We start from the raw sequence: 14,398 nt of genomic DNA, 5'->3' as shown, positions 1-14,398 counted from the left end.
GGTGCATGGACGTACATTGTGCGTACCACCGCAGATAACGTGAATTTCGCCTTTCCAGGGGCGGATTACGACGCGCAGGTGCAATCGGCTCAGGCCTTTGCAAACAGCCTGCGCGCGGGTCAGCAAGCGGGGATCAACTGGCTACAGACCAACCTGAACGACCCGATGGGAGAGAACGTGGCAGGTTGGGCGGGCAATCTCTATGACGAGATGTTCAATGCAACCGGCGAGCTTGTCGTCAATGGCGTCGTAGAATTCACCATGGCCGAAGCAATTGACGAAGGCATGGTCGACGCAACTGCAACAATGCTGTCCGATGTTATTGATGTGGATGCGGATTTCTTTGGGTCAATGTTGCTGGGCCTGCTCGTGTGATCTACCACGGCTGGCGCTTAGGACCGGATGCGCCAGCCGGTTTTGAAGATGATCCAGACGACCGCCAACCCAAGGGCAAGAAAACCGGTCACCGCCATCAGGGACACGCCCACCGGCACGTCCGACAGTTCAAAGAACGACCACCGGAACCCCGAGATCAGGTAAAGAACGGGGTTCAAATGCGTCACCGCCTCCCAAAACGGGGGCAACATATCCGCCGAATAAAACGCGCCACCAAGGAACACCAAGGGCGTAATCACCAATAGCGGGATCAGTTGCAGTTGCTCGAAACTGCGCGCCCAGACGCCGATGATGAACCCCAGCAGGGAAAATGAGATCGCCGTCAGGATCAGGAACCCCAGCATCCAAAACGGATGCGCGATGTGCAGATCCACAAACAGGGCCGAGGTCGCCAGAATGATCAGCGCGATCATCAACGCCTTGGTCGCCGCCGCGCCAACATAGCCCAAAACGATCTCAAAGAACGACAAGGGTGCGCTCAGCAACTCGTAAACGGTACCGACGAACTTCGGGAAATAGATGCCAAAGGACGCGTTGGTCACCGATTGCTGGAGCAGGGTCAGCATCACCAGACCGGGCACGATGAACGCGCCATAATCGACGCCCTGCACAGTCTCGATGCGGCTGCCGATGGCGGTGCCAAAGACCACGAAATACAGAACCGTCGACAGCACGGGGGAGATCACCGACTGCGCGAGGGTGCGAAACGTGCGGGCCATTTCGAATTTGTAGATTGCCAGTACACCGCGCCAGTTCATGACGGTACCTCGTCGTTTGTGAGGGTCAGGAACACGTCCTCAAGGTTGGTTTCGCTGGTCTCTAGGTCGCGAACGGAAATGCCTGCGGCGGCCATGTCGGCGATCAGGCGTGTGATGCCTGTGCGCTTGGACTGGGCGTCGTATTCATAGATCAGACCCGTGAAATCCTCGGTGTGGCGCAGGTTGTAGGCGGCCAGGCTGTCGGGCAATTCGCGCACCGCGTCCTGTAGGTGCAGCCGCAGTTGTTTCTTGCCCAACCGCTGCATCAACTGGTCCTTGTTCTCGACCAACAGGATTTCACCGGCGCGGATGATGCCGATGCGGTCGGCCATTTCCTCGGCCTCTTCGATGTAGTGGGTGGTCAGGATGATCGTCACCCCGTCTTCCTGCAGGCTGCGGACCATGTCCCACATGTCACGGCGCAGGGTGACGTCAACGCCCGCCGTGGGTTCGTCAAGGAACAGAACGCGGGGTTCATGCGCCAAGGCCTTGGCGATCAGGACGCGCCGTTTCATCCCGCCAGACAGTTCCATGTTCTTGGTGTCGCGCTTGTCCCACAGCGACAGGGCGCGCAGCACCTTTTCCAGATAGGCGTCATCGGGGGCCAAGCCGAACAGCGCGCGCGAGTATCGCGCGGTGTTCCAGACCGTTTCGAACATCTCGATATGGATTTCCTGCGGCACCAGACCGATCATGCGCCGTGTCTGGCGGTAATCGCGGTGCACGTCATAGCCGCCGACGGTGATTGACCCCGTGCTGGGCGTGATCAGTCCGCAAATCGAAGAAATCAACGTCGTCTTGCCCGCGCCATTCGGCCCGAGAAGCGCAAGGATTTCACCCGCGCGAATATCAAGGTTCACGTCCCTAAGGGCGGTGTGGCCGCTGTCATAGGACTTGCCCAGACCCTGAATGGAAATCATGCTGTCGTTTGTCATATCTCTAATCCCTTGGGGCCTGATCTAGCGACCAGCCTGAGGTCCCGCCATCCCGCTGAGCGCACTGGACCCCCTGCTGAAACGCACATGTTAACGCCAGCGGTCAGGGATCGGTTGCCCCCGAAAACGAAAAAGCCCGCCGTGATCGGGCGGGCCTTTGGAATAGGTATGCGGTGTGTTTACCGGCGGCGATCGCGACGCGAGCTCATCGGTTGGAAGGCGACGCCGACATGGGCCTCGCAATAGGGTTTGCCCTGCTGCACACCCAGACCGCAGAACCAGAAATCATCGCTGGACGGGTCACCGATGGGCCATTTGCAGGTCCGTTCGGTCAGTTCCATCAGGGTCAGCTTTTTCGCCTGCTTTTCAACCTCGTTCACCTTGGCCAAGGCCTCGGGGCTGATCTCGTTGGCGGAGGGCTGCGGCGGCAGGGGCTGACCGGCGGGAATGATCTGTTTGCGCATCGGGGTCGCGACGGCGGGCGTCGGCGCCTCGGCGGCAGGGGCCGGAGCCGGTTTCGGCGCAGCGGCGGGCGTGGCCTTGGGCGCAGAGGGTTTCGCGGCCTTGGGCTTGGGCGCGGCATCGGCCTTGGGGGCCTTTTCCTTGGTGGCTGCACCGGCGGTGGCGCGGTTGGACAGACCAAGGCGGTGCACCTTGCCAATCACGGCGTTACGGGTGACGCCGCCCAGTTCCTTGGCAATCTGGCTGGCCGATTGTCCCTCGGCCCACATCTTTTTGAGCGTTTCCACGCGTTCTTCGGTCCAGGACATCTATCTTCCTTGATTAAGGGCCGGCAAGGCAAAGGGCGAACTTGCAACGGGGCCCGTAAATTCTGACTTGGCCCTATTCTATTCGGGGACGGGCTTGGGATACAAGCCCACCAACGTCAGGCGCAAACATGGGGGCGCAGATGCAAGAGTCAACCACTATGGGGGTTCGCCGGTTCGGTCGCGTGAACTGGCTGGGGATGTACACGTTGATCCGGCGGGAAATCGCGCGGTTCATGACCGTGTGGAACCAGACCATCGCCGCGCCACTGGTGACGGCGGGATTGTTTCTGGCCGTGTTTTCCTTGGCCATCGGGCCACGGCGCGGGGATGTGATGGGCGTGCCCTTCATCGACTTTCTGGCGCCGGGTATCCTGATGATGACGGTGATCCAGAACTCATTCGCGAATGCGGCCTCGTCGATCGTCAGCGCCAAGGTCATGGGCAATATCGTCGACACATTGATGCCGCCCCTGTCGCCGCTTGAGATTCTGATCGGTTATGTGGTCGGGGGCGCGGCGCGCGGATTGTTTGTGGCATTGGCCATCGGTGTGGCGGCCCTACTGATTCTCGGGATCGAAATCCAACATCCCCTGTGGGCGCTGCTGTTCGTCATCCTTGGCGGTGTGTTTATGGCCAGCCTCGGAGTGGTTGCCGCGATCTTTGCCAACAAGTTCGACCAGATGTCCGCGATTTCGAATTTCATCGTGACGCCGCTCAGCTTTCTGTCGGGGACCTTTTATTCGATTGATGCTTTGCCGGAGCTGTTGCAACGTATCATCCACGTGAACCCCGTGTTCTATCTGATCGACGGGGTGCGCTATGGCGTGATCGGCACATCGGACAGTTCGCCGGTTCTGGGCGCGCTGGTCTGCAGCGGGGCGACGATCGTCATCATGACGCTGTGCTGGCACTGGTTCCGCATCGGGTATCGGATCAAGCCGTAATGACCATCACCCGCACCCATAAAAAGGGCGACGCGGATTCCGTGGCCGTCTATTCCGATTGCGAACGGTACCGTTACACCCTGACGCGAGTCTGGGATCCGGCGGGGCAGACGGCGTTGTTTGTAATGCTGAACCCCTCAACCGCGACCGAGGTGCAGAACGATCCAACCGTTGAACGGTGTGAGCGTCGCGCGCGGGCGTTGGGCTTTGGCGGGTTTCGGGTGGTGAACATCTTTGCGTGGCGCGACACCGATCCGCGCAAGATGCGCGCGGCCGCCGATCCGGTGGGGCCCGAGAACGACGCGGCGATTGCCGATGGCGCGCGCTGGGCGGATCAGGTGATTTGCGCTTGGGGCACCCATGGTGAGCACCTGAACCGTGGTCCGGCGGTTGAGACCCTGTTGCGGGGTGTGCGGTCCGACCTGTTCCACCTTGGCCTGACCAAGGCGGGACACCCCAAACATCCCCTGTATATCAGCTACACCCAAGCCCCCGAGGCGTGGCCGACCTAAACCGGTCGGGTTAAGAATGGTTAACCATTGCGCCCGAATTCTTTCGGTCTGACCGGCGCACGCGCGTATTCTGCACCATGGTGAAAGGTCTCTGGTGGGACCGTGGTGATTTTGGGGATACGGACATGCTGGGTTTAGCCGGTTTGCTTGGGCTGTTGATGGTCGGTGCGTCGATGAACATGGATTTTTCCGAGGACGAAGACGACGAAACCGAAATCGAAGAAGAACTGCCCGAACAGGAAGAATTGCCCAAGCTGGTATCGGGCACGGACCTGAATGACACCTTGGGCGGGGGTGAGCAGTCGGATTCGATCTTTGCCTTCATGGGGAACGACGTGGCCTATGGCGGGGACGGCGATGACGTTATCGACGGCGGTGAGGGGGATGATCTGCTGGACGGGGCGGGGGATGACGATGTCCTGCACGGCGGCGATGGCGATGATAGCCTGCAGGGCGATTATGGCGACGACACCCTGAACGGGGATGAGGGCGACGACAGTCTGGCCGGTATGGCGGGCGATGACGCTTTGTCGGGCGGTGAGGGCGCGGATACCCTGATCGGCGGGGACGGGTCGGACAGTTTGGCCGGTGACGCGGGCGACGACGCCCTGATGGGCGGCGAAGGGGACGATCTGGTCATGGGCGGGGACGGCGCGGATATCGTCAACGGCAATGACGGCAGTGACACCTTGTTCGGCGGGGACGAGGACAACCCCGAAGACGGCGAGCGTGATTACCTGAACGGCGGTGCGGGCGATGACACCCTGACCCTTGGGGCCGGTGACAACGCGAACGGTGGCGAGGGTGCGGATACGTTCAACCTTGGCGACTGGATTCAGGACGGTCCGGCCACGATTGAGGATTATGATCCGACCGAGGACAAGATCGTCGTGATGTATGATCAGGATTTCCATCCCGATGCCGAGGTGTCGGTCGAGGTCGATGAAAACGGACAGGCCTCTGTCTATCTGGATGGCGAGATGGTGGCCGAGGTGCCCGATGCCGGTGGTCTGACGGCGCAGGATATCGAAATGATCCCGCGCGCCGCCTGATCGACCTAGGATGTCCGCGTAAGGTCCGCTAGGGTGCCCCGATGGGAACACAGGGACCGACGGGATGACCGAGGACAACATGCACACCGACCTTGCCGCCGAACTGGCCGCGCTGCGCCAAGAGGTGCATGAGCTGAACCAGCAACGGGTCATCCGCGCGCATAGTTCGTGGATGCGGATGCTGTGGTTCTATTTCGTGCGCGGTCTGGCGGTGGGGCTGGGCACGGTGATCGGCGCCACGTTTCTGGTGTCGATGGCCGCGTTTTTCCTGTCCCAGATCGATTTCATCCCGATCATCGGGGATTGGGCCAATCTGATCGTGGATGAGATCACCCGCGACCGCATGGAACCGACCCAATAACCCATAGGGGGTTTACTTGCGGCCCCCGAATCTTGTAAACGCGCGCATCCGCTGAATTGTGGATATCTCCATGGGCCCTGCTGGACGACATCCCGGCTTGTGCCTTTACCCTTAACCTTAAAGGAGACCCCGATGTCGATCACTGTCGAAGAAAAGAACCGCCTGATCAAAGAATTCGCAACCAAAGAAGGCGACACCGGTTCGCCCGAAGTACAGGTTGCAATCCTGACCTCGCGCATCACCACCCTGACTGAGCACTTCAAGACCCACAAGAAAGACAACCATTCGCGTCGTGGTCTGCTCAAGCTGGTTGCTCAGCGTCGTAAGCTGCTGGACTACGTCAAGGGCAAGGACCAAGCGCGTTACCAAGACCTGATCAAGCGTCTGGGCATCCGTCGCTAATCGCGATCCGATCCTAGGACATTAGACGCCTGCCCATCCTTGGGCGGGCGTTTTTCGTTTCTGGACCTGAACCTAGCAAATTATTTTGATTTTCCGTGTCACGAAATGAGGCGGAGCACGCTCTTTCTTCATGTACCGTCCGGATAGTCCGGCGGACAGAGGAAGGACACACCGATGAAAACCTTTGACGTACAGGCCGTAGGCATCAACAAACCCGCAAGCGCCGTGTGGGATTATATCTCCAAACCCGCGAACCTGCCGGAATGGACCAATGCTTTTGCCCGCGCCGATGACGACACCGCCGATCTGGTGACCCCCATGGGCGAGGTCCCGATCCAGTTGCGCACCGAGGCCAGCGCGGACACCGGTTCGGTCGATTGGCACATGACATTCCCCGACGGTTCGGTCGCCACCGCGTTTTCGCGTGTAACGCCCGATGGCGAGGACAAGTCGATCTATTCTTTCGTTCTTATGGCCCCGCCAGTGCCGCTTGAGGCGCTTGAGGGGGCCTTGCAGGAACAGATGGGCATTCTGGCCACGGAACTGACCAGCCTTAAGGGGCGTCTGGAGGCATGATCGTTCTGCAGGAACATCTGGTGGTGGCGGCGCGCGATGGGGATCGCGCCGCCCTTGCCCAATTGGTGCGGGACGCCGAGCGTCCGGTCTTCAACCTGTCGATGCGGATGCTGGCCAATCGCGCCGATGCCGAGGACGCGACGCAGGAAATCCTGATTAAAATCGTCACGAACCTCGGGTCGCTGCGCGATCCGGCGGCGGCGGGTGGATGGGCGATGCGCGTGGCGTGCCGGCATCTGGAAACCATGCGCCGCGTTGGCCGGGTTGAGGGCATGCGCCTGACGTTTCAGGGGTTCGCGGCGGATCTGGACAACGGGCGGGGTGATCCGAGTGACCTGAACCTGACCGAAAACGAAACACGGATCGCCCTGCAAGAGGTGCGGGTCGGCTGCACCATGGCGATGCTGACCTGTCTGACACGGGCCCTGCGTCTGGCCTATGTTCTGGGCGATGTGTTCGAACTGTCCGATGTTGAGGCCGCTGCCGCCTTGGACATCACCCCCGCCACCTATCGCCAGCGTCTGAAACGCGCGCGCGAACAGGTCACCGCATTTGTCATGCGCACCTGTGGCGTGACCTCTGACACGGCGCCCTGTTCCTGTGCCTCGCGGATCAAACCGGCCCTTGCACAGGGACGGATCGAACGGGGGCGCACGGTCACCGGCGACCCCGTCACCCCCGTGCCCGCCCATGGCCAGATCACCCAGACCATCCGCCGTCTGGAGCAAGGCCAACGCACCGCCGCCTTGATGCGCGCGACCCCTGATTTCACGTCCCGTGTCGGGGCGATGGTGATGTCCCTGATCGACACGGCGGGCGAGGCATCGACACATTAGCGTTCCGACATCCATGCTTTTCAAACAGGCGGTTTTCCTGTATGGCGCACGCATCTGAGACGTGACGCAAGGACCCCGGCGTTGTGCGAACAAGATAGATGGGGTCGGCGGAAATGGGTCCGCCAAGCAAACAGGAGACCCGGGAGGGCCCGGGAGTGCTCCTTTTAGGATACGCTAGATGTTTAACGTAACGACGAAATCGATGCAGTGGGGCGAAGAAACGCTCACACTGGAAACGGGTAAAGTTGCCCGTCAGGCCGACGGCACCGTCATCGCCACGCTGGGCGAGACCTCGGTCATGGCGAACGTAACCTTCGCCAAACAAGAGAAACCGGGGCAGGACTTCTTCCCGCTGACGGTTCACTACCAAGAGAAATACTATGCCGCTGGTAAAGTGCCCGGTGGCTTCTTCAAGCGCGAAGCGCGCCCGACCGAAAAAGAAACCCTGACCGCGCGTCTGATCGACCGTCCGATCCGCCCGCTGTTCGTTTCGGGTTTCAAACACGAAGTTCTGGTCATGTGTACGGTTCTGTCGCATGACCTGGTCAACGATCCCGACATCGTGGCCATGATCGCGGCTTCGGCTGCTCTGACCATCTCGGGCGTTCCGTTCATGGGCCCGATCGGCGCATGTCGCGTTGGTTACGTGGATGGCGAATACATCCTGAACCCCGAAGTCGACGATATGAGCGAACTGCGCTCGAAACCGGATCAGCGTCTGGACCTCGTCGTCGCCGGCACCAAAGACGCCGTGATGATGGTTGAATCCGAGGCGTACGAACTGACCGAGGACGAAATGCTGGGCGCGGTGACCTTTGCGCACGAGCAGATCCAGCCGGTTATCGACCTGATCATCGGTCTGGCGGAAACCGCCGCGAAAGAGCCGTTCGACTTTACCCCGCCGGATTACAGCGACCTGTTCGCAGCCGTCAAAGCCGCTGGCGAAGACAAGATGCGTGCGGCCTATGCGATCACCGACAAGCAAGAGCGCGTTGCCGCTGTTGCTGCGGCCAAGGAAGAAATCAAAGGCGCGCTCACCGAAGAGCAGCTTGAGGATGCGAACCTTGGTTCGGCGATCAAGAAACTGGAATCCACCGTTCTGCGTGGTGACGTCGTTAAGAACGGTCGCCGCATCGACGGTCGTGCTCTGGACGAAGTTCGCCCGATCGTTTCGGAAACCGGTCTGCTGCCGCGTACGCACGGTTCGGCCCTGTTCACCCGTGGCGAAACCCAAGGTCTGGTTGTGACCACCCTGGGCACCGGTGACGACGAACAGATCATCGACGCGCTGCACGGTAACTTCCGTTCGAACTTCCTGCTGCACTATAACTTCCCGCCGTACTCGGTTGGTGAAGTTGGCCGCGTGGGTTCGCCCGGTCGTCGTGAAATCGGTCACGGGAAACTGGCATGGCGCGCGCTGCAGGCTGTTCTGCCTGCCGCAACCGACTTCCCCTACACGATCCGCGTTGTGTCCGAGATCACTGAATCCAACGGCTCGTCCTCGATGGCGTCGGTCTGTGGTGGTTCGCTGTCCATGATGGACGCAGGCGTTCCGCTGAAGGCTCCGGTTGCTGGTGTGGCCATGGGTCTGGTTCTGGAAGACGATGGCGATTACGCCGTTCTGACCGACATTCTGGGTGACGAAGATCACCTGGGTGACATGGACTTCAAAGTGGCTGGTACCGAAAACGGCATCACCTCGCTGCAGATGGACATCAAGGTCGCAGGCATTACGCCCGAGATCATGAAAAAGGCACTGGCACAGGCCAAGGCCGGTCGTCTGCACATCCTGAACGAGATGAGCAACGCTCTGACCGAAGCAGGTGAGTTCAGCGTCCACGCCCCGCGCATCGAAACGATGCAGATCCCGACCGACAAGATCCGCGAAGTGATCGGTTCGGGCGGTAAGGTCATCCGCGAGATCGTGGAAACCTCGGGCGCCAAGGTCGACATCAACGACGACGGTATCATCAAGATCGCATCGCCCAACGGCGAAGCCATCCAAAAAGCCTATGACATGATCCACTCGATCGTGGCCGAACCCGAAGAAGGCAAAATCTACAAAGGTAAGGTCGTCAAAATCGTCGACTTTGGTGCCTTTGTGAACTTCTTTGGCAAGCGCGACGGTCTGGTTCACGTCAGCCAGATCGAAAACCGCCGTCTGAACCACCCCTCCGACGTTCTGAAAGAAGGTCAGGAAGTTTACGTAAAACTTCTGGGCTTTGATGATCGCGGCAAGGTGCGTCTGGCCATGAAAATGGTCGACCAAGAGACCGGCGAAGAAGCCAAAAAAGAAGAGGCCGAGGATTAATCCTCGACCCCTCCGATTTGATAAAGCCCCGGTTTTGCGACCGGGGCTTTTTTCTTGGCCTTACTCGGGCGCTTTGATCGTGCGCAGGTAGGGGAAGATTTCGGTCACTTCGCCGAACTTGGCCTTTGCGTCTTCGGTGGTGACGCTGTTGGCGACGATCACGTCGTCACCCTGTTTCCAGTTCGCGGGCGTCGCGATCGGGTTTTTCGCACCAGCTTGGATCGAGTCCAGCGCGCGCAGGATTTCGTCAAAGTTCCGGCCAACCGTCATCGGATAGATCAGCATCAGTTTGACCTGCTTGTCCGGCCCGATGATGAAGGTCGTGCGCACGGTGGCGGTGTCGTTCGGGGTGCGGCCATCGGGTAGATACGCCTCGGCGGGCAGCATGTCATAGGCCTTGGCCACGGTCAGCGAGCTATCGTCGATGATGGGGAAGGTCACGTCGGCACCCGAGAAGGTCTCGATGTCTTTGGACCACTGCTTGTGATCCTCGACGCTATCGACGGACACGCCGATCACCTTGGTGTTGCGGGCGGCGAATTGATCGGCCAGCGTGGCAACCGCACCAAACTCGGTGGTGCACACGGGGGTAAAGTCTTTGGGGTGGGAAAACAGCACGGCATAGCCGTCACCGATCCAGTCGTGGAAGTCGATCGTACCATGCGTCGTTTCCGCCGTGAAATTCGGTGCGACATCATTAATCCGAAGCGCCATCTGAGCCTCCTTTGGCGTATTCACAAGAATATGTCCCCTACTTAATGCGCGAAATGCCATGTTGCACCCCCTGTCTTGCTCTGGCAGGTCGGGGCTGACACTGTGCGCGGGATTGAGTCGGGAAAGTGATGCGGATGCACCGTGAATTTTACATTGGTGGACAATGGGTTGCGCCCCATTCCGACCGGTCGCACGTTGTGCTGGACCCCTCGACCGGTGCGCCATTTGCCACCGTATCGCTCGCTGATGCACAGGACGTGGATCGCGCCGTGGCGGCGGCGCGCGCCGCATGGCCGGACTGGGCCGCGACATCGCCCCGTGCGCGCCGCGCCGTCCTGACCCGCATCGCCGAGGTCTACGAGGCACGGCTCGAGGATCTCGCCCAAACCATAAGCCGTGAGGTCGGTGCGCCCATCGACCTTGCGCGCAAACTGCACGCGCCCTCGGGTCTGCGCCACACGCGCGATTTTATCGCTGCGCTGGATGATTTCCCGTTCGAATTTCCGCTGCGCGCGGACACGCCCAACGACATGATCCTGCGTGACCCGATCGGTGTCGCCGCCATGATCACGCCGTGGAACCGTCCCCTGAACCAGATCGCGCTCAAGGTCATTCCGGCACTGGCCACGGGGTGCACGATGGTGCTGAAACCCTCGGAAATCGCGCCGATCTCTGCGATGATGTTCGCGCAAATCCTGCATGATGCGGGCGTGCCGCCGGGAGTATTCAACCTGATCAACGGCGACGGCGCGGGGGCTGGCACGGCCCTGTCCGCCCATCCCGATGTCGATATGATCTCATTCACCGGATCGACACGCGCGGGCATTGCCATCTCGAAAAACGCCGCCGAAACGGTGAAACGCGTGCAACTGGAGCTGGGCGGCAAGGGCGCGAATATCGTCTTTGCCGACGCCGACCCCGACGCCGTCGCACGTGGCGTCCAACAGTGCTTTAAGAATAGCGGTCAGGCCTGCAATGCCCCCAGCCGCATGCTGGTCGAACGCGCCGCCTATGATGCTGCCGTGGACACGGCTCGCCTGATCGCGACGACCCTTACCTCGGGCCCCGCAGACGCCCCCGGCAACCATATCGGCCCCGTCGTTGGCCGTGCCCAATACGACAAGGTGCGCCGCCTCATCCAGAGTGGCCTTGACCAGGGTGCCCGCCTGATCGCCGGTGGCCCCGAACGCCCCGCTACCCTGCCCGAAGGCGGGTTTTACATCCAACCAACCGTTTTTGCCGACGTGACGCCGGATATGGACATCGCCAAAACCGAAATCTTTGGCCCCGTCCTCTCGGTCCTGCCCTTCGACACCGAAGATCAGGCGATCCAGATCGCCAATGACACGCCCTATGGCCTGACCAACTTTGTACAGAGCCGTGATCGCGAAAAATGCCGCCGCGTTGCGCGCCAACTGCGCTCGGGCATGGTCGAACTGAACGGCACCACCCGCGCCGCCGGAACCCCCTTCGGTGGCATGGGCCACTCCGGCAACGGGCGCGAGGCAGGCATCTGGGGCCTTGAGGCCTATTGCGAGATCAAGGCGATCAGCGGCTGGTAAACCCTGCCTCTTTCATCTTGGCAAAAATACTCAATTCCACAGGGCCACAGACGCACCCCAAACGAAAAGGGCCGCCCGTTTTCACGCGCGGCCCTCTCAATTCGATGTCCCCGATTTACTCGGCGGCTTTGGTCTGAAACCCTTTGGCGATCATGTCGGTCGGCGCGACGGGGTATTCCCCCGAGAAACAGGCGTCGCAATATTGCGGACAGCTGTTGTTGCGGCCCTCAGGGTGACCTGCCGCTCGGTAAAGACCGTCCAGCGAGATGAACTTCAGACTATCAACGCCCAGATGCTCGCGCATCTCTTCTTCGGACATAAAGCTGGCCAATAGTTTTTCGCGCTCGGGCGTGTCGACGCCATAGAAACACGGCCAAGCGGTCGGCGGGCTGGCGATCCGGAAATGCACCTCGGCCGCACCGGCGTCCAGGATCATTTCCTTGATCTTACGGCTGGTCGTGCCGCGCACCACGCTGTCGTCAACCAGAACAACGCGCTTGCCCTCGATCAGGGCGCGGTTGACGTTCAGTTTCAGACGCACACCCATGTTACGGATCTGCTCGGTTGGCTCAATGAAGGTCCGGCCCATGTACTGGTTGCGGATGATGCCCATGCCGTAGGGGATGCCGCTCTCGTGGCTGAACCCGATGGCGGCGGGGGTGCCGCTGTCCGGTACGGGGCAGACCAGATCGGCCTCAACCGGGGTTTCGCGGGCCAGTTCGATCCCGATCTGGCGGCGGGTCTCATAGACCGAACGTCCACCAAGGATGCTGTCAGGGCGCGAGAAATAGACGTGTTCAAAGACACAGAAGCGCGAGGCCCTCTTCTCAAACGGATGAAAGCTCTCGATGCCTTTTTCCTCAGAGATGACGACCATCTCACCCGGATCCAGTTCGCGCACGAATTCGGCCCCGATGATATCAAGCGCACATGTCTCCGAACTCAGGACCCAGCCGTCACCGGCCTTGCCCAGAACCAAGGGACGCACGCCCAACGGATCACGCACACCAATCAGTTTGGTGCGGGTCATAGCGACGACCGAAAAGGCACCTTCGACACGGCGCAGGGCGTCTTTCATCCGCTCGGGGATGTTACGCTGTAGCGAGCGCGCCATCAGGTGGATGATGCATTCACTGTCGGACGAGGATTGAAAGATCGAACCGCGCTCAATCAACTCACGACGCAGGCTGTCTGCGTTGGTGATGTTGCCGTTATGCGCAATCGCCGCGCCGCCCATCGAAAACTCGCCAAAGAACGGCTGCACGTCGCGGATCGCGGTCTGACCTTTGGAGCCGGCGGTGGAATAACGCACGTGCCCGATGGCAAGACTGCCAGGCAGGGTTTCCATCAGGCTGGCTTTGGTGAAATTGTCGCGGACATAACCGAAACGACGCGCCGAGTTGAAACCGGCCTCGGGGGCGTAGGACACGATCCCGCCCGCTTCTTGGCCGCGGTGTTGCAGGGCGTGTAGACCCAGTGCAACAAAGTTCGCCGCGTCTTTCAGGCCGATTGCGCCGAATACGCCGCATTCTTCCTTCAGCTTGTCATCATCAAACGGGTGGGAGGGGGGCATCTCACGCATCAATGCGGGGCTCCGATTCCAGTGGCAGGGGCAGTGTGGCCCCTACTTAGTGGCTTCGGGTCCCGGTGTCACGGATGGATCACCGGAACCGTCGCAAAAAATTCATATTGGGTACCGCTTATTCGGCGGCGACGCATTCCCCAACGAGGTCTTCGAAACGCTCGGTGAACCAGTTCAGCGTCTCTTCGGGATCGCGATCGGACAGTTGATCGGTCAGGCCCGCGAACACGGCGGCCGAGCGGCTATCGTCAACCATGGGGACCGGATCGCTGATCACCGTTTGGTAGACAAAGAAGGTCACGGTCACCAATAGCACACCGCGCGCCACGCCAAACAGGAACCCAAGACCCTGATCCAGCCCGCCGAGCGCCGAGCGCTGGATCATGCTGGAAAACAGCGGGGTAAAGAGCGACACGATCACAAGGGCCACGGCGAATACGGCCGCAAATGAGGCCAGAACCGAGATTTCACAGCTATCGGCGATGATTTTGTCCAGAACCGGAATTTGGCGCACCAACGGCACACCGGCCGGAGCGAACAAAAACGCTAGAAACGCCGCTGCGAACCAACCGGCAATCGCCATCGCCTCGCGCACAAAGCCGCGCGAATAGGCCAAGATCGCCGAAAGAATGATGACGATGGCCACTGCCGCGTCGATTACCGTAAACCCGTCCATCTATCGCTCCT

General features: G+C 60.4%; 16 protein-coding genes. 10 read left to right on the top strand and 6 right to left on the bottom strand.

Features of this window, described 5'->3' with window-relative positions:
• The first annotated feature begins 18 nt into the window (after positions 1-18).
• A complete protein-coding gene (locus R1W00_RS12445) occupies positions 19-375 on the top strand; it encodes a hypothetical protein (RefSeq protein ID WP_317263076.1) in 357 nt (118 codons plus the stop codon).
• A gap of 17 nt (positions 376-392) precedes the next feature.
• Here R1W00_RS12445 and R1W00_RS12440 read toward each other — a convergent pair whose 3' ends face one another.
• From R1W00_RS12440 to R1W00_RS12430, 3 genes are all read right to left on the bottom strand, one after another.
• On the bottom strand, positions 393-1,154 hold the full coding sequence (locus R1W00_RS12440; protein ID WP_317263075.1) for an ABC transporter permease: 762 nt from the start codon (positions 1,152-1,154) through the stop codon (positions 393-395).
• A complete protein-coding gene (locus R1W00_RS12435; protein WP_317263074.1) occupies positions 1,151-2,089 on the bottom strand; it encodes an ABC transporter ATP-binding protein in 939 nt (312 codons plus the stop codon). Before R1W00_RS12435 ends, R1W00_RS12440 begins: the two co-directional genes overlap by 4 nt.
• A gap of 179 nt (positions 2,090-2,268) precedes the next feature.
• The gene (locus tag R1W00_RS12430) at positions 2,269-2,859 is read right to left on the bottom strand and encodes a GcrA family cell cycle regulator (RefSeq protein WP_317263073.1); all 591 of its coding nucleotides are present in this window, start codon (positions 2,857-2,859) and stop codon (positions 2,269-2,271) included.
• A 140-nt stretch (positions 2,860-2,999) separates the two neighbouring features.
• On the opposite strand from R1W00_RS12430, the gene R1W00_RS12425 reads away from it, so the two are divergent.
• The 8 genes from R1W00_RS12425 to pnp all read left to right on the top strand — a co-directional run bounded on the left by R1W00_RS12425 (position 3,000) and on the right by pnp (position 9,853).
• Positions 3,000-3,803 (top strand): ABC transporter permease, encoded by an 804-nt coding sequence (locus R1W00_RS12425; RefSeq protein WP_317263072.1) that lies wholly within the window; start codon positions 3,000-3,002, stop codon positions 3,801-3,803.
• The gene (locus R1W00_RS12420) at positions 3,803-4,315 is read left to right on the top strand and encodes a DUF1643 domain-containing protein (RefSeq protein ID WP_317263071.1); all 513 of its coding nucleotides are present in this window, start codon (positions 3,803-3,805) and stop codon (positions 4,313-4,315) included. Before R1W00_RS12425 ends, R1W00_RS12420 begins: the two co-directional genes overlap by 1 nt.
• Before the next feature lie 125 nt (positions 4,316-4,440).
• Entirely contained in the window at positions 4,441-5,367 is a 927-nt protein-coding gene (locus R1W00_RS12415; protein WP_317263070.1) for a calcium-binding protein, read from the top strand.
• Positions 5,368-5,431: 64 nt separating this feature from the next.
• Positions 5,432-5,728: a DUF5665 domain-containing protein gene (locus R1W00_RS12410; protein WP_317263069.1), complete on the top strand. Its 297-nt coding sequence runs from the start codon at positions 5,432-5,434 to the stop codon at positions 5,726-5,728.
• A 132-nt stretch (positions 5,729-5,860) separates the two neighbouring features.
• A complete protein-coding gene (gene rpsO, locus R1W00_RS12405) occupies positions 5,861-6,130 on the top strand; it encodes a 30S ribosomal protein S15 (protein WP_317263068.1) in 270 nt (89 codons plus the stop codon).
• Between the two features lie 174 nt (positions 6,131-6,304).
• Complete coding sequence (locus R1W00_RS12400; protein WP_317263067.1) at positions 6,305-6,706, top strand: SRPBCC family protein; 402 nt, start codon at positions 6,305-6,307, stop codon at positions 6,704-6,706.
• Entirely contained in the window at positions 6,703-7,542 is an 840-nt protein-coding gene (locus R1W00_RS12395; protein ID WP_317263066.1) for a sigma-70 family RNA polymerase sigma factor, read from the top strand. The genes R1W00_RS12400 and R1W00_RS12395 overlap by 4 nt, the downstream gene beginning before the upstream one ends.
• 178 nt (positions 7,543-7,720) lie before the next feature.
• Entirely contained in the window at positions 7,721-9,853 is a 2,133-nt protein-coding gene (gene pnp / locus R1W00_RS12390; protein WP_317263065.1) for a polyribonucleotide nucleotidyltransferase, read from the top strand.
• 60 nt (positions 9,854-9,913) lie between these two features.
• Here pnp and R1W00_RS12385 read toward each other — a convergent pair whose 3' ends face one another.
• Positions 9,914-10,567, bottom strand: coding sequence for a peroxiredoxin (locus R1W00_RS12385; protein WP_317263064.1), 654 nt, complete (start codon positions 10,565-10,567; stop codon positions 9,914-9,916).
• Positions 10,568-10,701: 134 nt separating this feature from the next.
• Here R1W00_RS12385 and R1W00_RS12380 point away from each other — a divergent pair, with 134 nt between their 5' ends.
• Complete coding sequence (locus R1W00_RS12380) at positions 10,702-12,129, top strand: aldehyde dehydrogenase family protein (protein ID WP_410901552.1); 1,428 nt, start codon at positions 10,702-10,704, stop codon at positions 12,127-12,129.
• Between the two features lie 115 nt (positions 12,130-12,244).
• On the opposite strand, the gene purF is transcribed toward R1W00_RS12380, so the two are convergent.
• Positions 12,245-13,702, bottom strand: coding sequence for an amidophosphoribosyltransferase (gene purF / locus R1W00_RS12375; protein WP_317263362.1), 1,458 nt, complete (start codon positions 13,700-13,702; stop codon positions 12,245-12,247).
• 127 nt (positions 13,703-13,829) lie between these two features.
• Positions 13,830-14,387, bottom strand: a complete 558-nt coding sequence (locus R1W00_RS12370) for a CvpA family protein (protein WP_317263062.1) — start codon at positions 14,385-14,387, stop codon at positions 13,830-13,832.
• Positions 14,388-14,398: the final 11 nt, after the last annotated feature.

This window comes from Rhodovulum sp. FJ3, from assembly GCF_032918305.1.
Taxonomy (GTDB): domain Bacteria; phylum Pseudomonadota; class Alphaproteobacteria; order Rhodobacterales; family Rhodobacteraceae; genus SAT37.
This window is presented reverse-complemented; position numbering and strand designations above follow the sequence as displayed.

Excerpts from the sequence above, each read along its gene's own strand:
- R1W00_RS12415 (WP_317263070.1), top strand. The coding sequence starts at position 4,441 with ATGCTGGGTTTAGCCGGTTTGCTTGGGCTGTTGATGGTCGGTGCGTCG.
- R1W00_RS12420 (WP_317263071.1), top strand. The coding sequence starts at position 3,803 with ATGACCATCACCCGCACCCATAAAAAGGGCGACGCGGATTCCGTGGCC.
- R1W00_RS12425 (WP_317263072.1), top strand. The coding sequence starts at position 3,000 with ATGCAAGAGTCAACCACTATGGGGGTTCGCCGGTTCGGTCGCGTGAAC.
- rpsO (WP_317263068.1), top strand. The coding sequence starts at position 5,861 with ATGTCGATCACTGTCGAAGAAAAGAACCGCCTGATCAAAGAATTCGCA.
- R1W00_RS12385 (WP_317263064.1), bottom strand. The coding sequence starts at position 10,567 with ATGGCGCTTCGGATTAATGATGTCGCACCGAATTTCACGGCGGAAACG.
- R1W00_RS12440 (WP_317263075.1), bottom strand. The coding sequence starts at position 1,154 with ATGAACTGGCGCGGTGTACTGGCAATCTACAAATTCGAAATGGCCCGC.
- R1W00_RS12395 (WP_317263066.1), top strand. The coding sequence starts at position 6,703 with ATGATCGTTCTGCAGGAACATCTGGTGGTGGCGGCGCGCGATGGGGAT.
- R1W00_RS12400 (WP_317263067.1), top strand. The coding sequence starts at position 6,305 with ATGAAAACCTTTGACGTACAGGCCGTAGGCATCAACAAACCCGCAAGC.
- R1W00_RS12370 (WP_317263062.1), bottom strand. The coding sequence starts at position 14,387 with ATGGACGGGTTTACGGTAATCGACGCGGCAGTGGCCATCGTCATCATT.
- R1W00_RS12430 (WP_317263073.1), bottom strand. The coding sequence starts at position 2,859 with ATGTCCTGGACCGAAGAACGCGTGGAAACGCTCAAAAAGATGTGGGCC.
- purF (WP_317263362.1), bottom strand. The coding sequence starts at position 13,702 with ATGCCCCCCTCCCACCCGTTTGATGATGACAAGCTGAAGGAAGAATGC.
- R1W00_RS12380 (WP_410901552.1), top strand. The coding sequence starts at position 10,702 with ATGCACCGTGAATTTTACATTGGTGGACAATGGGTTGCGCCCCATTCC.
- R1W00_RS12410 (WP_317263069.1), top strand. The coding sequence starts at position 5,432 with ATGACCGAGGACAACATGCACACCGACCTTGCCGCCGAACTGGCCGCG.
- R1W00_RS12435 (WP_317263074.1), bottom strand. The coding sequence starts at position 2,089 with ATGACAAACGACAGCATGATTTCCATTCAGGGTCTGGGCAAGTCCTAT.
- pnp (WP_317263065.1), top strand. The coding sequence starts at position 7,721 with ATGTTTAACGTAACGACGAAATCGATGCAGTGGGGCGAAGAAACGCTC.